Source organism: Alteromonas gracilis (assembly GCF_036870955.2).
GTDB lineage: Bacteria > Pseudomonadota > Gammaproteobacteria > Enterobacterales > Alteromonadaceae > Alteromonas > Alteromonas gracilis_A.
On record NZ_CP145482.2, the window covers coordinates 2,533,270 to 2,553,537 of the forward strand.

Annotated in this window: 14 protein-coding genes and 2 pseudogenes; 8 read left to right on the forward strand and 8 right to left on the reverse strand. The window is 43.3% G+C overall.

Annotated features, from left to right (window positions below):
- Nucleotides 1-31: 31 nt before the first annotated feature.
- A pseudogene (locus V6N89_RS12245) lies at nt 32-2,726 on the reverse strand (TonB-dependent receptor plug domain-containing protein).
- Nucleotides 2,727-3,153: 427 nt separating this feature from the next.
- On the opposite strand from V6N89_RS12245, the pseudogene V6N89_RS12250 reads away from it, so the two are divergent.
- Together V6N89_RS12250 and V6N89_RS12255 are read left to right on the forward strand one after the other, a co-directional pair.
- Nucleotides 3,154-4,099: pseudogene (locus V6N89_RS12250) on the forward strand (mechanosensitive ion channel family protein).
- A gap of 97 nt (nt 4,100-4,196) precedes the next feature.
- Entirely contained in the window at nt 4,197-4,352 is a 156-nt protein-coding gene (locus tag V6N89_RS12255) for an entericidin A/B family lipoprotein (RefSeq protein WP_346992746.1), read from the forward strand.
- Between the two features lie 67 nt (nt 4,353-4,419).
- Here V6N89_RS12255 and V6N89_RS12260 read toward each other — a convergent pair whose 3' ends face one another.
- On the reverse strand, nt 4,420-4,869 hold the full coding sequence (locus V6N89_RS12260) for a MaoC family dehydratase (protein ID WP_338517765.1): 450 nt from the start codon (nt 4,867-4,869) through the stop codon (nt 4,420-4,422).
- Between the two features lie 224 nt (nt 4,870-5,093).
- On the opposite strand from V6N89_RS12260, the gene V6N89_RS12265 reads away from it, so the two are divergent.
- A complete protein-coding gene (locus tag V6N89_RS12265) occupies nt 5,094-5,996 on the forward strand; it encodes a LysR family transcriptional regulator (RefSeq protein ID WP_338517766.1) in 903 nt (300 codons plus the stop codon).
- Between the two features lie 48 nt (nt 5,997-6,044).
- Here the strand turns inward: V6N89_RS12265 and V6N89_RS12270 are convergent, their stop codons facing one another.
- The 3 genes from V6N89_RS12270 to ydiJ all read right to left on the reverse strand — a co-directional run bounded on the left by V6N89_RS12270 (nt 6,045) and on the right by ydiJ (nt 11,030).
- Nucleotides 6,045-6,767 (reverse strand): CocE/NonD family hydrolase, encoded by a 723-nt coding sequence (locus V6N89_RS12270; RefSeq protein WP_346992747.1) that lies wholly within the window; start codon nt 6,765-6,767, stop codon nt 6,045-6,047.
- Nucleotides 6,757-7,923, reverse strand: a complete 1,167-nt coding sequence (locus V6N89_RS12275; protein ID WP_346992748.1) for a CocE/NonD family hydrolase — start codon at nt 7,921-7,923, stop codon at nt 6,757-6,759. The genes V6N89_RS12270 and V6N89_RS12275 overlap by 11 nt, the downstream gene beginning before the upstream one ends.
- A 62-nt stretch (nt 7,924-7,985) precedes the next feature.
- Entirely contained in the window at nt 7,986-11,030 is a 3,045-nt protein-coding gene (gene ydiJ, locus V6N89_RS12280) for a D-2-hydroxyglutarate dehydrogenase YdiJ (RefSeq protein ID WP_338517769.1), read from the reverse strand.
- 255 nt (nt 11,031-11,285) lie between these two features.
- Between ydiJ and V6N89_RS12285 the strand changes: the two genes are divergently transcribed.
- A complete protein-coding gene (locus V6N89_RS12285; RefSeq protein WP_338517770.1) occupies nt 11,286-12,287 on the forward strand; it encodes a CobW family GTP-binding protein in 1,002 nt (333 codons plus the stop codon).
- Between the two features lie 13 nt (nt 12,288-12,300).
- Here V6N89_RS12285 and V6N89_RS12290 read toward each other — a convergent pair whose 3' ends face one another.
- Nucleotides 12,301-13,611 (reverse strand): dihydroorotase, encoded by a 1,311-nt coding sequence (locus V6N89_RS12290; RefSeq protein WP_346992749.1) that lies wholly within the window; start codon nt 13,609-13,611, stop codon nt 12,301-12,303.
- 74 nt (nt 13,612-13,685) lie between these two features.
- A complete protein-coding gene (locus tag V6N89_RS12295) occupies nt 13,686-14,138 on the reverse strand; it encodes a Fur family transcriptional regulator (protein WP_338517772.1) in 453 nt (150 codons plus the stop codon).
- 285 nt (nt 14,139-14,423) lie between these two features.
- Between V6N89_RS12295 and V6N89_RS12300 the strand changes: the two genes are divergently transcribed.
- The 4 genes from V6N89_RS12300 to V6N89_RS12315 all read left to right on the forward strand — a co-directional run bounded on the left by V6N89_RS12300 (nt 14,424) and on the right by V6N89_RS12315 (nt 19,373).
- Complete coding sequence (locus V6N89_RS12300; protein ID WP_338517773.1) at nt 14,424-14,813, forward strand: DUF3718 domain-containing protein; 390 nt, start codon at nt 14,424-14,426, stop codon at nt 14,811-14,813.
- Between the two features lie 292 nt (nt 14,814-15,105).
- Nucleotides 15,106-15,498, forward strand: coding sequence for a DUF3718 domain-containing protein (locus tag V6N89_RS12305; protein WP_338517774.1), 393 nt, complete (start codon nt 15,106-15,108; stop codon nt 15,496-15,498).
- 189 nt (nt 15,499-15,687) lie between these two features.
- Nucleotides 15,688-18,720, forward strand: a complete 3,033-nt coding sequence (locus V6N89_RS12310) for a DUF3857 domain-containing transglutaminase family protein (RefSeq protein ID WP_338517775.1) — start codon at nt 15,688-15,690, stop codon at nt 18,718-18,720.
- Between the two features lie 254 nt (nt 18,721-18,974).
- The gene (locus V6N89_RS12315; protein WP_338517776.1) at nt 18,975-19,373 is read left to right on the forward strand and encodes a DUF3718 domain-containing protein; all 399 of its coding nucleotides are present in this window, start codon (nt 18,975-18,977) and stop codon (nt 19,371-19,373) included.
- 91 nt (nt 19,374-19,464) lie between these two features.
- On the opposite strand, the gene V6N89_RS12320 is transcribed toward V6N89_RS12315, so the two are convergent.
- A complete protein-coding gene (locus V6N89_RS12320) occupies nt 19,465-19,971 on the reverse strand; it encodes a GAF domain-containing protein (RefSeq protein ID WP_338517777.1) in 507 nt (168 codons plus the stop codon).
- Between the last annotated feature and the right edge of the window lie 297 nt (nt 19,972-20,268).

Here is a 20,268-nt window from a genome sequence, read left to right on the forward strand (position 1 = left end):
ATTCACTTTTCACACAGCAGTGCGGTGTAGGTTAGAACTCCACCGCTAACCGAGCATAGATTTGACGTCCACGAGGGTCATGAACTTTTGAATCAAAACCACTGTTGGTAAATACTTGAGGAGGCTCTTCATCAAACAGATTGATACCGCCCACCGTCAATACGTAGCTTTGTTCCGTATCAAATACACTGCCAAGGTCAATGTTGTACTGCGCATCCACCGTTACTATGCTGTCGATCTCATAGAAACCGTTGGCACAGCCAGCAGTGTTAGACGTCCCATCAGCACAGTTTTGATCATCGTCATACGACGAAATATAACGTAAGAACAAGTTGGCGGCGTGAACATCATGCTGCCATGCTAACCCAATATTCATGCGCAGTTCAGGCGAAGACACACCGATATTGTTGAAGTTTCTGCGCCCTGCGCCGTCTATATTACCTGCCTGAGGATCAGAGAGGTCATACTTAGTGATGTAGGTCGCATGGATAGATGGTGTGAAGCTTCCAAGCTCGGTTTCCATCTTGTAACTAGTAACAAAATCGACACCTGATGTTTCCAGTGAACTCGCATTCACATACGTGTTGTTAATTTGCAGTACAGGCCCTGTTAGCGGGTCACCCGCACGAACTATTCGGTCAGTGTCGGTTGGGTCTGCATTTAGCAAGGCTTGTGCGTTCTCTTGAATAATCAAGTCTTCAAATTCAAAGTTCCAGTAATCAACTTCGATAGATAGATCTCTGAATGGCTCATAAGAGAAACCGAGGTTGTACGCTGTTGATTCCTCTGGCTTTAAGTCCTCATTACCCACCGTGCGCACTGCCACAAAGGCTTGTGCACCTTGAACAGGGTCAACCACTTGCTGCAGCGACGTTGCGCCACCTTGTGCTAAGAATACCGTAGGCGCTCTAAACGATGTGGAGATAGAGCCGCGCAGAGAGAATTCATCGGTTGCACGCCATGACACCGCTAATTTAGGGTCAACTGTACTACCGATGCTGCCACCGTAGTCTTCGTAACGAACCGCAACTTGCACATCAAGTTCGTCATTTATCGGCAACGCAAGTTCACCAAATGCAGCCCACACGTCTTGGCTACCGTCTAGATCAGGGTTACCGATAACAAAAGTAAAGCTATCTTGATTTGACAGTTCGTCATAGTCTTGCGAAAGCTGGTTTTCTCGATATTGAATACCAAGTGCGAGCGCGGCATAACCACCGCCCATTTCAAATGCATCGAACGATGTAAAGGCCTCGAAAACCTCTAAGTCTGCTTTTGAGTCAATAACCTGACGACCAGTGAAAGAATCTACTACATACGACGAGTTAGGAGCAGTTGTATATGATGTAGCGAAAGGATTATAGAACTCACACGCACCTTGTCCCGGCGCACCTGTCACTGGGTTACAGTCTGAACCACCAAAACCAAGTAAGGCCAGTTGGAACTCTGTATTTAGCACATCAGGTACAGAGAACTGAAAGTCGTTTACTGCACGCGTATAGCTTATCTCCCAGAAACCACTGTCAGTTACGCCCTGAATGTTGGTGCTAAAGCGGAATGTATCTGATTCAGTATTTGCAGGGTCACCCGGTTGCCCGTTACCCTCTGCACGTCCAAAAAACGATACAGAACGACCAAATGGGTTTTGCGGATGATAATCTGGAACCACTGGCGCAGTGAGAATTGGGAAGCTTGGCGCACCGCCCCGCTCTGCCCGGTTTCTTGCCATGCCAATCTCGGTTGTCCAAGTGATATCATCTGTGAATTCGTATTCTGCTCGTGTGTACGCGTTGATGCGGCTTTCATCAGGCACATAAGAATAGAACGGGCCAAAATCAAATCCGCATAGACCTACTTCAAGCCCCGGCACTGTGCCACTAGGGGCAAGAACCTGCGGATACCCTCCAAATTCTTCACATCCGTACGGATCAATAACAGGAACCCCTGGCGCAATAAAGTAACTTGCTGGGTTACCAAGTGCACTTGTATCATCTTGCGGACGGCTAAGTCTTCTATCACTAATAAAAAGTGGAGAGCGGTTGGTGTAACTAATAGCGGCAATTACATTGCCTTTGTCACCTGTAGCGCCCCAAAGACCTTGCAGAATATACTCTTTATTATCACCGTGCGCGCCGTCTTGGTAATCAACACTCACCATTGCGCCATCATAGTTGCGTTTAGTAATAAAGTTTACAACACCTGCTACCGCATCAGAGCCGTAAAGCGCTGATGCACCATCTTTAACCACTTCCATTCGGTCAATGGCTATCATGGGCACCAATGAACTTGTGTCGACAAAATTCAGACCTTCATTTGTCGGCTGCGCATTGACCACTTGGCGTTTGTTATTAAGAAGAACAAGCGTTGATGCTACGCCGAGGCCGCGAAGGTTAATATTGGATGTACCTGCAGTTGCATTCTGAGTAAATGCATCAGGATTATTTTCTGCACCTGTATTGATGGTGAGCGTTTGGGTTATGTCGGCAATGTTTTTTGCGCCGATGGCGTCTATCGCGACGCTGTCAACAACGGCAAGGGGAGAAGGAGATTCAAAGTTTTCGCTACGGCGTACAAAACTACCGAGTAACAAGAATAAGTTCTACGTCTTTTTTAGCTTCTTTCTCGCTTTCTCCGTCAGCATCCTGAGCTGTTGCAAGAAAAGGAGAACAAAACAGTGCGGTGCCAACCATTGCAGCAACCGCGGTCTTACGCGTTTTCAATTTCATAGTGTGATTCCAAATCTGGGCTTATCACTACCTACTTAACTACACACACGCTCCGCTAGTAACAGGCTGTTCGATTTCGTGTTGTTATTGTCGAGGTAACCGCGTATCGGTGACCTACCTAATTGATACTATGCCCCATTTTTAATTTTGTAAATTTATTGTGAATAATATGTTCACATTAATTTTACACATGGTCTGACCACCCATACTTACGTCGTAAGCCGATAGCCCATCGTATTTGGCTGCCTTTCTTTTCAATTCACTATGAATAACTTGCGCTGACTGTGAAATATGTTCATGTCAAATGCTACCTATCAACAAATGAAAAATAAAAAAGCTCGTTGTTTCAATCAATTAGGATACTGATAAAGAGGAACGTTTCTTGTTTGTATAGTCTCATCGCAGTTAAGAGATACCAAAGGCATATATGACGTTTCCTAAGCTAGAAGAAATCTATTCACTACTCAGCGAAAAATTAGAAGCGTGGGTTGAGGGCGCTATAACGCTTATTCCAAACATTGCTGTAGCCTTTATTATCGCTATTGTTTTCGGAGCTCTTGCTAAGTTTGTTGGCAACATTGTTGGCAAACTCATGCGCAGAACGTTTGAATCTAGACAAATTGCTTAGCCTGCTGACTTCTATTATCAAGTCGATTGTTATTATCGCGGGTATCTTTATTGCGCTGGATTTTGTTGGATTAAAAGGGACTGTCACTTCATTACTTGCAGGTGCAGGTATTGTGGGCCTCGCTATAGGTTTCGCATTTCAAGATATGACAGAAAACTTCATTGCTGGCATTGCGATGGGCATTAGAAAGCCCTTTGATATTGGCGATGTTATAGAAGCGGAAGGCGTATTTGGCAACGTCAAAGAAATTAATCTTAGGAATACTCTAGTAGAGACGTTCTATGGTCAACTTGAAGTCATTCCGAATAAAATTCTGTTTAGGAACATATTAACTAACTATTCCTATCTTGGTTATAGAAGAATCGAGGTACCCGTAGGCATATCTTACGCCGATGATATTGAAAAAGCTGCAGAAGTAATAACGTCGGCAATGAATGACAAAGACTATGTCATTAGAAAAGACGAAACCGCTGTATATGCTGAGTCTTTTGGTGACTCGAGTATCAACTTATTACTGTGGTTTTGGATTCGATACCCCGATGAACCAGGGTTTATGTATGTACGACATGATGCCATCAATACGGTAAAAACTGTACTCGAACAGAATGACATCCTTATCCCCTTCCCCATTAGGACACTGGACTTCAACGCTAAGGGCGGTGACAAGCTTAGCACTATGCTGGATAAAACCAGTCAGCCTGGTGAAGATGAGAATCATGAAGACGGTCATGAAGAACAACATTAATTTTAGTAGTGAAGCACAGTAGTGATGTTAATTGTATGTGCGATCACTGTATAGACGAAAAGAGTTTTTGACACCAACGCAACACGAGGAAAGAGACATGAAACTACAAAACTTAATTAAACTACGTTACCTGATAGTTGCATTAGCGTTCGCCGCTGGTTTGAGTGGTTGTGCAACAATAGAAGGCGCTTATGAGGATATTCAAAGTGCGGGAGAAGCAATCGAAGAAGGGGCAGAAGAGGCTTCAAACTAAAATAAAGTGCCTCTCATCGTGGCTCCGTTTGGGTTGTTTAGGAGTCACGATGATATAGGTATATAGGCTAGGGCTTTAGGACTGCAAGCATAAGAAAACTTCCTACCAGCGCAGGGTTTCCACTCGACTTAAGTACACAACTACCATCCACTTTAAACAGTTTTCCCTGGGGTTTATCAATCACCTCTTTCAGTGTAAATGTGTACTTCACCGCATCGCCACTTTTCACGGGTTCCAGAAAACGCAGTTTATCTATACCGTAATTGATCATAGACGCAATTTTATCACTCGGTGCAATGACCTCGCCAAACGCTTTCGGCATAAGGCTAGCGGTCAAAAAACCATGAGCGATGGTGGTCCCAAACGGGCTTTCTTTTTGGCAACGCGTTTTATCAAGATGTATCCATTGATGATCGCCTGTTGCATCTGCAAACTGGTTTATCATCTCTTGAGTGATCGTTGACCATTCTGGTTGACTAAGCACATCACCTACGGCTAAATCTATGAGTGTTTTCATTTTTCAGTCCAATTAGCATTTATCCACGATAAAACTACTATTATTCACTTGAATGTTTCAATTAACTTTTAATAATAGGTATTTATAAATATTCTTGTTACACTAACGTAAATTATTCGTAGATGCTATGTAGCAATAGGTAGCTCAGCTATTTTTGCAGCAATACCTTCGCCGCGTTTCCCTGTTTCGGCTCTTACAAGGTATTTGCGCTTAAAGGATTAAATATGAATCTCAATAGAATAGATCTGAATCTCTTTGCCGTCTTTGACGCCATTTATACTGCGGGAAGTTTAACCAAAGCAGCCGATGTTTTATGTATAACACAGCCTGCAGTAAGTAACTCTTTAGCGCGTTTGCGTGAAATGCTCAATGACCCTCTTTTTGTCAGAACGGGGCACAGCATGACACCTACACCTGTCGCACAAAATATTATTGTGCCCGCTCGACAAGCATTGGCTTTGCTTCGCAAGAGTGTTCAGGAAAGCCATACGTTTGACCCGCTAACTGCAGAAAAGTCATTCAATTTTGCAAGTAGAGATTTGTTAGAAGCTAGCATCATGCCGCGACTAGTAGCTCGTCTACAGAATTTAGCGCCGAATATTTCCCTGACGAATTATGAAATTCCGCGGAGTCAGGTAGTCTCAGCAATGGCCGCAGGAACACTGGACTTTTTTGCAGATGCCTCAACATTTACCGACCCGCATTTGTGTAAAGAGAAAATTGCTCAAGACCGCTTTGTTGTGCTAGCCCGCAAAAATCACCCTGCCCTCAAAAACGGTTTAAACCTAGATACATTTTTACGCCTCGGCCATATTAATGTGTCTCAACGTAAGTCGGGGGCGGGTCCAATCGATATCGCATTGGATAAAATGGGTAAACGTCGTAAAGAAGTAATGCGAGGCCAGCACTTCTTAACTGTCCCCAGTACCATTGTAAAGACTGACCTTATCGCTTGCTTACCGTTTCATTTAGCGAAACATTACGATTTGGCGATTTACGAAATGCCGTTTGACTTACCACCTGTCGAATACTACCTCTATTGGCACGTGAGTGCTGATCATGACTATGCTCATATGTGGATGCGTGAGCAGATCATGGAAGTAGCTAGTAATTTCAAGCCTCACTAAAGACGCAAAAAAAGCCCTGAAAAATCAGGGCTTTTTTATATTTTCGCGTTAGTTCAATGTAGTAAAGTGAATAGCACTTTGTAGCTTATCCGTATGGTGGATAGTGTGAATCGCTTTCGTAAAGTCACTTTCTTTTGCCTCAAAAATGTTCTCTACGTAGTTTTGTGGATTCATATCTATGAACGGGAACATACTACTTTGTATTTGAATTTGTAGCTTATGACCTCGTTTAAAGGTATGCAGTACATCGTACAACTCAAAATTTACTAAGCTTGGTTCATTTGGAGTAAAAGCCTTTGGCTCAGACATACTTTCTCTAAATCTGCCTCGAATAACACCCCAACGCACCAGCTCGTGACGATTTCCTTTATCCTTATCGACTTTATTTGTGTTGGCATCCACTGATGGGAAAACATCAACCAGTTTTACAACAATATCAGCGGCTGATTTGTTGGTAGAAAACCATAGGTCTAAATCAATTGCGCCCGCTAGAGTCAGATCATCTTCTAAGATATCAGTTTCAAATACCAGCACATCAGGACGGCGCGCAGCAAAACGCTGGTCTTCAACCATATACGGTCTATCCCACCCGCGACCAATTTTAGCCGAATGAGGAACAGGTTTTTTAGGGTCGCTGATGTAGTCCACACTGCCTGCGTTGCCCTGCTCTGCTTTGAGCTTTTCATTTCCAGACAAATAAAGGGTGTGTTTTTTGGTGTTTTTCGGTGGCCAGACGTCGAAGTGTCTCCAACGGTTACTGCTAGGTTTCAAACATAGTCGCGGTTGAAATAGTGCTCTCACCTGCATCTTTTAAATGCTCAGTAAAAAAGGGCAGTAAAATTTCATGCTGGAACCACTCGCTGGTATCAAAACCGAAATGTGCCTCGCCTAATTCCGTACCGCCTTTTTCACTGTTCCATTGACCGTGATACCAAGGCCCCATTACCAGCTTGATATGCTCTTCTTTGTTGGCTTTTGACATTGTTTGATAGGTATACAGCGGCCCGTATAAGTCTTCAGTATCGTACCAGCCGCCGACTACGAGCGTTGCAGGTTTTGTATCTGACAGGTGCTGAAGTACATCTCTCGCTTTCCAGTAGTCATCGTAGTTTGGATGTTCTGTTAACTCATTCCAAAATGGACGTTCACCGTGGAAATAGTCTTTGTTAACGTTTGACAAAGGCCCAAGCGATTTAAAGAATTGGTAGCCATCTGGCGTCTTTGACTTCATGCCTTCAGGCCAATAAGCAAACTCTCCATCACGTTGCTTATCGAAGGTATCAAAAAAGATGAATGCCATTGGTGTGACAAACGCACCATTTCGGTGAAAATCATCAAAGAACCAATCGGCAATAGGTGCTTGAGGTGAGATTGCTTTCAGTGCGGGGTGGCTGTTAATGGAGCCTACTGACGTATAGTAGCCGGGATATGACGTTCCCCACATACCTACTTTGCCATTGTTACCTTTAATGTTGTTTACAAGCCACTCGATAGTGTCATAGGTATCCGTTGCGTCATCTGTGGCGCGCTTCCCTCTGGTATACGCATCCTGAGGTCGCATGTTAACGAACTCCCCCTCAGACATGAACTTGCCTCTTACATCTTGGAAAACAAAGATAAACCCTTCTTTTTCAAAGATTTCACTTGGACCAAGACGCGGTTTGTATTTGTCACTTCCGTAGGGCGCAACACGATATGGCGTGCGTTGAAACATTATTGGATAAGTTTCATTTTTATCATTGGGCACGTAGACTGATGTGAATAGCTTGATGCCATCCCGCATCGGGATCTTGTATTCGTATTTCGTATAATTGGCGCGTATGTAAGCTTCTCTTGGGCTTACTTCCTTTTTAGTTTCAGCGTGCACCGCACCGCTGGTCATTAAAAGCAGCATGAGCGCTACTTTTAGATATAGAGCAACTTTCATCTCTTGTCCTTTTTTATGGTTTTATATGACCTTTAATGACATGTTTTTCGGTTACATGCCACTTATTTAAGTATCTCATCAATAACATGAATTGGATGTTTTGGCTTTGTACCTTGAAACCTAGCAACTTGGCTTCGACACGAAAACCCAGTAACAAGTACTTCGCTTTTTTGCTGGTCTTCAAAGGCAGACGACCAACTCATGTCAAATAGCGAACGGGATGCGTCTAAATTTGATACCTCGTGACCAAACGTTCCTGCCATACCGCAACAACCTGACGCACGAGGCAGCAATGAAGCCCCCAATTTCTTGAAAATACTCACCCATCGCGCCGACGTTTGCGGAAGTGCTGTTTTTTCGCTGCAGTGCGCCATGAGCGTGTACGGCCGCGACGTGATGTTTACAACAGTCCGTGCGATATTCTCGAACTCGGGCAGTTCATTCAGCCATTCATCAATGGTGTGAACGTGAAAGTCCCCTCTCTTTTCACCAAGGGTCTTTACATACTCGTCTCTAAAGCAAAGTACGAGCGAGGCGTCGGCCCCCACCATCGTTATCCCTAACTTATGAATCGCGTTTAACTGCGCGGCCATGTTCTTGGCCTGATCGTTAAATTTATCAAGAAACCCCTTTACGTGCGCGGGCTTACCATTAGGAGTAAAAGGCATTAACACGGGTATAAGACCCACTTTTACAATGACACTCACCAAGTGCTCGACACACTGTGCGTCATAAAAGCTAGTAAACGGGTCTTGTACTATCACCACGCGTTGCCTTTGCTCATTGGCGTTCATGTTTCTTAATGCTTGCATGTCAAAGGGCTCAACCACGCCAGCAGTTCGCTGCGCTAGGGTTGGCGATGACAGTAACGGCATATCAACATAACCTATCGTGCTTTGCATAACGCGCTTGATTAGTGCCGACCCCATTATTTTATTGTGAAGAGCAGGAACGCTAGCAGCAAGTGGCGCGATTCGCTCAACATTACTGACTAAAAAATCTTTTAGCGGGCGCAAATAACGCTGATGGTAAATAGACAGAAACGTGGTCCGAAACTCTGGTACATCAATGTTCACCGGGCACTGGTGTGTACAGGACTTGCACGCCAAACAGCCGTCCATCACTTCTTTTACTTCGTGAGAGAAGTCTTCCTTACTACCAAACCATGTGTTTAGACACTTTTTCCACAAAGGCGTTTTAAATGCATGAGCCGTGAGCGTGGTTTTATCAAGTGTTTGTGGAGATGTAGCAACAACGAGTCTTACCCACTCTCTCAGCATGCTTGCTCGCCCTTTGGGAGAATGGCGTCTGTCTTGTGTGACTTTACTCGACGGACACATAGGCGAAGTTGGGTCATAGTTGAAACACAAGCCATTACCATTACATTCAAATGCTGGTGCGACAGCGGCTTTAACCTCAATGGGTATAACTCGCTCTACCGATGCACGCTTTTTGTCTTTCACGCTAACAAGCTTAGCGTCACTGTTAAAAGGCGTACATATTTTACCTGGGTTCATCTGATTATGAGGATCGAAGGCTGCTTTTATCTTCCGCATTTCCTCAAACAACACTTCGCCAAAAAACGCTGGGCCATATTCGCTTCGAAACCCTTTACCATGCTCCCCCCACATTAACCCGCCGTATTTTGCCACAATCGCCACAACTTCATCTGATATCTTGTGCATTAACATTTCTTGAGCAGGGTCTGACAAGTCCAGCGCTGGTCTAACATGCAACACACCTGCGTCTACGTGTCCAAACATGCCATAGGCAAGGCCGTGGTTATCCAGTAATGCTCTGAATTCTTGAATGTAATCAGCAAGGTGCTCAGGCGGTACCGCCGTATCTTCCACAAACGCGATAGGTTTCTTACTACCTTTTGATTTTCCCAACAAACCAACCGCTTTTTTTCGCATAGCGTAAATACGCTGAATGTCAGCTTTGCTGTAAGTAATTGCATAGCCAGAAATGCCGCCCTCGCCACTTTCTATCGATTGTTTAATGGTCGTTTCAAATTGTTGAATATGTGCTGACATCTCTGTTTCAGAGTTTGCATTGTATTCAACAAGGTTCAGGCCAAGAAGTTCACTTTCAGGTACATCTGCAATGAGTTCGTGAATGTCGTGCCATACAATGTCTGTCTTTGCAAAGTTAAGTACCGTACTATCTATGGTTTCAACACTCGTTGCGCGAGCTTTCACCAGTTGCGGTGCATGTCTAAGCGCATCGTCAAACGAACGGTAAGTGATGTTTATTAACGCTTTGTATTGCGCAATGTCATCTAACGACAAGGTTGCTTCAGTAATAAATGCAAGTGACCCTTCAGAGCCCGCAAGTAGTCGGCCAATGTCAATATGACCATCGTCATAAGCGTGCGCTAAATCATAACCTGTGAGGAAGCGATTCAGCGGCGGAAATTTCGTTAATATTGCATCACGGTGTCCAACACAACTCGCTAAAACCTGCTGGTAAATTTGACTTTCTTGACTAACGCCCTTTGCTTTTTGCTTGGCCTCGTCTATCGGTAATGGCTTAGTTTCAACAAGTTCGCCATTAGCGAGAACTGCCGTGAGACCAAGCAAATGGTCGCTTGTCTTTCCATATACCAATGACCCTTGGCCCGAGGCATCGGTGTTAATCATTCCACCCAGTGTGGCGCGATTGCTTGTCGATAAATCAGGGGAGAAAAACAACCCAAAAGGGCGAAGAATGTCGTTTAGCTGATCCTTAACGATGCCCGTTTGTACTCTCACCCATTTTTCTTCAACATTTATTTCAAGCACATGGTTTAAGTAACGGCGTATATCAACCACGATCCCTTCCGTAAGGCTCTGTCCATTGGTTCCTGTGCCGCCGCCTCTCGCGGAAAACGCCACTGAGGGGTACTGCTGACCAATTTCTCCTATGATTTGGCAATCTTTGTTGTCTTTAGGATAAATAATAGCCTGCGGCAGTTGATAATACACTGAGTTGTCTGTGGCATGTACGAGTCGCGCACTGTAACTCGATTCAATATCACCAGAAAAATCGCTGACTTTCAGAGCATTAATAAATAAAGCGTATTGTGGGGATAGATTTGATTCTGGCGTTAAAACGGGAAGACTCAACGTGGGACCTTTTTGTGTTATTCACTATCGGACAATGTCTTTTGTTAACGCTATAGCGTTCGACAATGTTGTTTTGACCAATACTACTGTTATAGAGAATAGCTCCTTCAACATATTGTTATAATATAACATTACTTATTTTATGTATAGAAAAAGGCCTTGTGGCATAATAAAAGCAATACAGGCGTTAAAGACAGTATTAAAGGCGCACGAGGTTTACATACAGTGCGCTTTTGAATAAACAAGTAGGTCAACATGATTAAAGCAGTGCCCACCAACATCATTACTGGATTTCTAGGCGTAGGAAAAACATCTACTTTACTTCACTTGCTGAAGCAAAAACCTCGTTCAGAGCGATGGGCACTGCTGATCAACGAATTTGGTGAAGTCGGTGTGGATGGTGCTATCGTGTCTGGCTCAGTTAATCACCCATCAGCGCCTAACACCAAAGACGTCTTCATTAAAGAAGTGCCAGGCGGTTGCATGTGTTGTGCGGCAGGTCTTCCAATGCAAGTTGCACTGAACCAATTGCTTGCGATATCTAAGCCCCACAGACTCCTCATAGAGCCAACTGGTTTGGGGCATCCGAAGGAAGTACTTCAAACGCTGTCCGCTCCTCACTATCGGGATGTGCTTGAAATACACAATACGCTCACACTTGTTGACGCCAGGAAACTAACTGACAACCGATACACAACCCATCCCACATTTAACCAGCAAATTGATATTGCCGATGTAATTGTGGGCAACAAACACGATTTATATACCGAAAAAGATAAGGTATCACTATCAACGTACATCAGCGCGCGAGGCAAAGAACAGACGCCTATTACCTTTACAAGCCACGGCGCAGTAGATATCTCGCTTTTGATAGGACAATCAAAGGTTGTAGATTTGATCAATGCGCCGAAAGCAGAACACTTACATCATCATGAACACGCGCAAGCTGAACCGCAAATACCTCAAGCTGGTTTTTTGAAAATTGAAAATGAAGGTGAAGGTTTTCACGCCGTAGGCTGGCGATACGCACCAGATATTGTATTTAACCGACAAGCTCTTCTTAATTGGATAGCACAATTAAACGTGGAGCGACTTAAGGCGGTGGTAATTACGACTGACGGTATTTTTAGCCTTAACCTGGCCGAAGGTATGCTAAGTGAGCGAGAGCTCAATGAGTGTTTAGAAACACGCATTGAGATCATCGCAGCTGAAACTAATTCAGAGTGGGACGCACAATTAGCACAGTGTAAGCTTTAACGCACCGCAAAGATTAACTTGCTCTGGTATATACCACGCTGCCATCGACCATAGTCAACACAGTTTCGCCAAATAAGGTATGCCCAATAAACGGCGAGTTTTTTGACTTAGAAGCAAAGTAATTGTCAGTGACATCAAAAGGCGTTTTTAAATCAAAAAGCGCCAAATCTGCTTTTTCTCCAACCGCAATACGCCCGCACGATATGTTAAAAATCTGGCCCGCTTTTTTACTCATAAGGTCAATACATGTTGAAAGTGATATCTGTCCCGATTTTACAAAGTGGGAATACATAAGAGGAAAAGCGGTCTCCAAACCAATGATACCAAAAGGAGCGCTCGCGATATCTTGCGCTTTTTCATGGGGCGCATGTGGAGCATGATCGGTAGCAATTGCATCAATGGTGCCATCCAACAGTGCATGTCGGCAAGCCAACATGTCTTCCCGAGAGCGAAGTGGCGGGTTCATTTTCCAATTTGCATCTAACGTACCGTCTTTTTTCACTGCGATATCTTCGTCGCACAACAAAAGGTGGTGAGGAGATACCTCTACTGTTACATTTGCGCCCGCTGCTTTCGCATTTTTAATTGCTTCAATCGATGCCTTGGTAGACACGTGAAGCACATGATAGTGCCCGCCTGTTAGTTGACTTAGGCGACACCCTCGCTCTACATGCACTGCTTCTGAGCTTGATTTTATACCCGGCACCTTGAACTTTTCAGAGACTATACCTTCATGAATGGCGCCATTGTTAGACAGTGATTCATCCTCGCTATGATCTAGTACTGGAACATCTAATGCTTTGGCATTTGACAGCGCTTGAGCAAACAGGGCATCGTTTTGCACACCTTTGCCATCATCGGTAATGGCTATAGCCCCTGCTGAACACAAAGCGGCAAAATCAGTAATGGTTTCGCCAGCCAACCCTTTGGACAATGCACCTGTTGGGTAGACCTTGCACAACCCCCGCTCTTTTGCACGGTTAACCATAAATGTAATAACATCTGCCGTGTCTGCCGTAGGTGACGTATTAGGCATAGAAACCACCGCCGTAAATCCGCCTTTTACTGCCGCCCTACTCCCAGACTCAATGTCTTCTTTATACTCCAGGCCGGGTTCGCGAAAATGAACTTGGGGGTCAAGAAGGCCGGGTGACAAAAAGTGGCCATTGGCGTCAATAATAGTGCATCCAGAATCATCCAATGGTGTCGCTGATACCTTTCTAATGACACCACCTTCTATTAAAAGCGATATTGGTGTTTCACAATCTTCACTTTCGCCCATTAAACGAGACATGGTAAATGCATTATTAATAATAGTTTTCATGGAGAATACTTCTTAAAAACGAGTAGTAAGAAATGATGTTCATGGCACCGGAGGCGAACATCACAAAGAAGGCGTTAACGGCAAGATTCGCAAATTCCCTCAACCTCTAAATGTGGGGTTACGACTTCATGACCAATGTCGCTGGCATGGCGTTGTATTAGTGCAATAATGGCATCATCTAGCGGTGATTCATGCACCTTATTACACTTTGTACAGATGAAAAATTGAGACATACCATGCTCGTCGCAGCAGGATAAATGTGAACAACTCACGTACTTGTTGTTGTAGTTAAGACGATGAGTTAGATCTGCATTCGAGAGATAATCTAGCACCCTATAAACAGTCATAGCCTGAATGTTTTCCGCATAAACCTCTTTGTAAACTGAAACTATGTCGTATGCAGAGAGCGGAACACTTGAATCAACGAGAATTGATAATATGCGTTGGCGAATCTTTGTGAGCACAAGCCCTGTCGTGTTGCACTTTCTTGAAACACTGAGCGAGTCATCCTTACAAGTAGTTGCCATTTATCTAACCTATCCGCAAAACACAACTGTTATAATATAACATTACTTGTCAGTACAAAAGTTCAAATGATGATAAATGTGGCATTATCAATTGCGAATTGATTTGCTTTTCTACAAAAGTAATATGTCAAACAGCAACTAACCTATTGATATTTAATTTCAAAACCAAAGACACTATGTCATAAATATACCTATGTATATTTATTGAGATTTCCCACCATCGATTTCTGGCGTTTAATTCTTATCAAGCAAAGAAACACCCTTTTGTTGATTAAGGAAATTACCATGTTGAAAATCGTTAAAACTATTGCTGCTGCAGGCGCTTTATCATTCACAGCTTTTGCTCATGCTGACGTGAGCGAAGCACTCGCTAATATCTGTACTATCGTGCAGGCAGACGACAAAGGCGAACTTCGCAAGAAAATGCGTGCTGTAGAGTCTGACTATCGTTTGAAGCTTGGCGACTATTACTCTGGTATTAGCTGCGGTGGAAACAGTCTTATCCGCACGGCGATGTTGAGTAATGCTGTAGAAACAGGCGAACTACTTGTGAAAAAAATGCCAAAAAGTGATCTGGAAGCACCAGAGGCTGACGGCAAAACCCTTCAAGCTTGGGTAATGGAAAACGGCCTTCAAGACAGCCCTATCGCCGCTGTAATAACGGCGCGCATGTAACTGGTTTCACGCCATGTGAAGTAAGTTCAACATGGTTGCGGGGTTCGCTCTGCAAGGTAAGAAGCGGCTTTCGGGCCGCTTTTTATTTTTTGGGGCCTGCATAACGCGGCCATCTTCTAAATCACAGCATTCCAAAACAAGAAATAAGCAATAATTATCAATCAGTTACAAAAATCACGTATAAATCTCTATACCTCGTTATTTAACGTTATGTTTTTTAAAACATAAATTTCGGCTTTAATTTGCGGCGTCGAGCAAACAAACGTTAACCACATTACGAAGGAATTTAACCATGTTGAAAATCGTTAAAACTTCTCTTGTTATTGCAGCTACATTGGGTGTGTCAGGCATGGCACAAGCAGACGTAAACGAAGCATTAGCAAACATTTGTACTATCGTTCAAGCGGACGATAAAGGCGAGCTGCGTAAGAAAATGCGTGCGGTAGAGTCGGATTACCGCCTTAAGCTGCGCGATTACTATTCGGGCGTAAGTTGTGGCGGGAATAGCTTAATCCGCACAGCGCTATTGAACAATGCGGTTGAGGCGGGATCACTGCTTGTTAAGAAAATGCCGAAAAGCGACCTTGCAGCGCCAGAGGCAGATGGTAAAACCCTTCAAGCATGGGTAGCAGAAAACGGTCTTCAGGACAGTCCTATTGCAGCAGTAATCAACGACCGTCTGTAAAAGAATTCACGCCATGTGAACCAATTCAACATGGTTGCAGAGAAATCTGCACTTTAAGAAGCGACCTGCGGGTCGCTTTTTTCTTATTTGTTTTAAAATAATTTGCATGACTATAGCATGCAGCACTAAAAACCATCATCGAATTTCGTTATAGTGCGTGCTTGATGTTTACTGTATGAAATGGATTTTATGAAATCAGTTTTAGCCATGATTTGGATGGCGCTTTGCTTTATTACCATTGCTCCTTTTTTCACCTTCGCTGCGCAATTTCACACTGCTCCCACACCGGACTGGCCAAAAGTTCACAATGTTGACGTTAGCACAAGTGTCCCTGTTGACCTTATTTCCAATGGTGTTTATTACCGCCTTGTTGATGACCAAATTAAGGTAGAACCCAATGGGCAACAGCATTACTTCTCTAGAATTGCACAAACGGTTGTTAATGCTAAAGGCCTAGATGATAGCTCTCTCATTGAAATCCACTTCGACCCTACTTACGAGACACTGATTGTTCACGACATCAGCGTTGTTCGAAATGGAAATCGTGCTAGTAGACTAGAGAGTGCGGATATATCCATATTTAACAGCGAACAAGACCACGAACGCAGGATCTACGATGGCACCGTGACCTATAATGCAATCTTAGGTGATGTATTGGTAGGCGATACTATAGATTACAGCTACACCATTGTTGGAAGCAATCCCGTTTATAACGGTTTATTCTCTACTAGCAGAACGCTTTTGTGGGGTGTTCCCGTTGAAGATCAATACCACCGAGTATTATGGGGAAAATCTGTCCCTCTTTACGCCAATCAAATAAACGGAAGTACGGACGTACTCATTGAAGAAAAGGATGACTTTACTGAATATAACGTTCGCATAGCACAGGCAGCTCCATTTAGATATGCCACTCAGACGCCTGAATGGTACTTGCCACGACACGAAATTTTTTACTCTGAAATTGCTCGATGGGAAGAGGTTAATGACTGGGCGTTGTCACTTTACAGTGAATTAGGTAGCGACGATTCTATAAAGGCGATAGCTAACCGTATAAAAAGTCAGGCAACTACACAGTCTAGTCAGCTCGCATTGGCACTTGATTATGTTCAGCACAATATTCGCTACATCGGCATTGAGCTAGGTAATAATTCCCATGTGCCAACACCAGCAAGTGAAACCCTTCAACTTAAATACGGCGATTGCAAAGATAAGAGCGTACTGCTTCTTGCGATCATGGAAGAACTTGGCATTACTGGGTTTCCTGCGCTTGTTCACACAAACATTGGAAAATCACTAAATAGTTTGCCCCCTTCCGTCTCGCGCTTTGACCACGTTATTGTTAATGCAATTATCAATCAAAAGTCCTACTGGCTCGACCCTACGATGACAGATCAAATTGGACCTTTAGAGAGCCTTTATCAGCCCGATTACGGTTATGCCTTAGTTGTTAGCGAAGAAACCCAAACATTAACCGACATGAATACAAGCAGTATCTCTAACGTTGATGTTATCGAGGCTTATACAATTCCAGCGAACATTGAAGAAGCCGCCGAACTTAAGGTGACGTCGAACTATTTAGGTCGACAAGCACAATACATGCTTGCGAGCGTTGAACAAAAAGGCGTTGCAGGTATGTCTAAACGGTATCTGGAGTACTATCAGCGAAGCTATCCAGATGCCGTATCCATCGCCCCTCTTACATTTTCGACTAATAAGAATACTGGGTGGGCGACAATGGAAGAGAGTTATTTGCTAGAGAATGCTTTTACACAAACAGAACAAGGCTACGAAATGTATTTCTATGCCTCTGATATCAGAAATCAACTCGTAAAGCCCGAGGTTGTGAAACGAGACTCGCCCTTTGAACGGCCTCACCCAAGGCAGGTATCTAACGCCGTTAAGCTGCAATTTGCAGATGATAGTTGGGCATTTGATGATGAATCATTTACTGAAGACAACCCATATTTTCGGTTTAGTTTTGACGCAAAATTTGAAGATAAACTGCTTACACTTCAATACCAATATACGTCAAAGCAAGACCATGTACCTGCTGATGAAATAAACGCGTATCTAGATGCCATTAAACGCGCTAGAGACATGTCTAGCTACAGCATTATTTGGTACAAAAACAATCACACGGATACGCCGGATGAATCAACGCCTGGTTCAACTGACGTAGATGTGATTGATGAATATGAATATATCGGATGGTACGTAATAGCCAGTATCGTGTTTTTTGCCCTTATGGTAATTGATTGGCGTTTTGCTGCTACAAACAGAAAAGATAGTGAAGACCTCAGGTTTCAGCCTACCCCGCTATCAAAATTCATCATACTGTCAACAATCACGTATGGTTTATATGCCAGTTACTGGGTGTATAGGAATTTTTACCTCATTGAAAAGCAAGATCGAAAAGGTACTTGGCCTATTGCTCGAGGTATATTTTCTCCATTCTGGCTGTACGCTCTGTATCAAAAGCTCGCCCTTTTTGCGGCAAATAACGGTGCGACAACATCCAGAAGTGAAGAAACACAGAGAGGCGCATTGCTTTTTAATAACGCAATAGCGGTGATATTGGCGCTTACTTATTTAGCACTGATCATTACCGTCAATGTTGTAGAACATACAGCTATCAGCTTATTGATTACGCTTCTTCTGCCACTGCCGCTTGTGCCATTTGTTTTGCAAGTAAACAAGTGGCATGCATCGGCTAGTCAAGATTTTAAAAATGGAGCGCGCATCGGTTTTAGGCATATTTTTATCAGTCTGATATTTTTACCTTTGCTACTTCTTGAGTGTGCTAAGTCTTTGCATCTTGCACCGCCCGGCGACATCGTTGAAGGGAGCGATTTATGGTCTGGCGATATCGCATTTATGTACCGTGAAAAAATCCTATCTGGTAACGAGCGCATTCAATATTTCTACAGCGACGCTATTTTTTCTAATCAATTAGATGGAAATGGTTTTACCGAAACCAAAGTGTTCTCATATTGGATTGACGATGAGTCGGGCTTGGTTTGGGAATATGCAGACTATGAAACAATTAAAGATATTCAAGTCGAGTATGCAGAAGACGACCTAGACAATACATTGATTACGATCGTAAGAGACGATGAAACGGACTTCATACTTTTTGTGACGCCATATACGGGCAAAGACAAATTGTTTGTCAGTAAATTGAAGTCAAACTGGGCGTCCAAAAGAGGAAACAAGGTAAAATAGCCAGTGTTAAAGTCGAAAAACAAGCACAAATTTTACGCATTCACTGCTCACCTTTTGCGCATGAAAAGGTAAAGCAAAACTCTCTACAGCCCTTATTCTGCCTATGTTTAAGGCTTCTTTTTTGAAAGAAGCCTTAATGCATAACGTATTTAAAACAATACGCTGTTATTTGCCTGCATGTTTTTTAAACGCTTTGGTTGTTTTTTAATTAATCCCGAACAGACAAACAATTAATAACCGAAGGAACTTTAACCATGTTGAAAATCGTTAAAACTTCTCTAGTAATCGCCGCTTCATCTTTAGCTTTCTCTAACGCAGCTCAGGCTAACGACATTAACGAAGCACTTGCTAACATCTGCACCATCGTTCAAGCTGACGACAAAGGTGAGCTTCGCAAAAAAATGCGTAGTGTTCAGTCGGACTTTAAACTAAAACTTCGCGACTACTATTCTGGCATTACTTGCGGCGGTCAAAGCTTGATTCGCACGGCACTTAAAAACGACGCAGTAGAAGTTGGTACGCTGCTTGTTAAGAAGATGCCAAGCAAAGACTTACAGGCACCTGAAGCAGACGGAAAAACGTTACAAGCGTGGATTGCCGAGCAAGGCCTGCAATCTTCACCAATTTCGGCAGAGCTGAACGACAGAATCTAGGACAGATTCACATAGCCATGTGAACCTCTTCAACATGGTAGCAGAGCAATCTGCACAGTAAAAAGCGACCCACAGGGTCGCTTTTTCTTTTTCAGTCACATAAATGTCGAATATTCGAGAATATAGACACGATCCGGGCTATACGCTTTAGCTCTTCTACTTCAGTTTCCCCCCATTTGGCATATTGCCCTACTGACTCACAACAAATAATGCCAAACGGCGAAAATGTATTCTCGAACACATAGTCCATCAAAGAAAACACTGACTCACTTTCAAAATAGCTATCAGCAAAGCACGAAGTATCAGGGTGGTTTCTTGCATCAATGGCTAATATAGAGTGCCGCTCGAGTATGGCCTTGAAATATTCAGGATAACGCTTTGACGAATATACAACGCTTGTAGGTAAAGAAAATTCCTGATTAACCCGCAATGCTAAACAGGTGATATCAGATTTATCTTGGCTAAATTTCCACAAGCTGACACGGTCGGCATTGGGGATGATTTTGACCACAGCGACACAAACTGCTTTGAAAAAGTCAGGAAGCGTAACCTCGGGATTTGCCAAGGTGATACTTAACTCAGTAAATGGATCGAGCATTCACTTCCTCCCGGTTGGCAAATTAAAGCTACACGTCTTATAGGTATTTACTATTTACGTTCATAATGCTCAAAAATGCCAAATTTTTAAGACCATGAATGGTTCGCCTAGCGCTAATAAATAGAAAAAAGTGTGTTTTTCCTTTATTTATTGCGCGCAAAACGATCACTAGAACAGTTCTGAAAAATCCCAAAAAAACACATAAATTCAATATATTAAGCTATCAAAATAACTATATACAGTAATTAATGGTATTGAAAGCAATACCCTGTTATCTCACTGCATGTTTTTTAACCG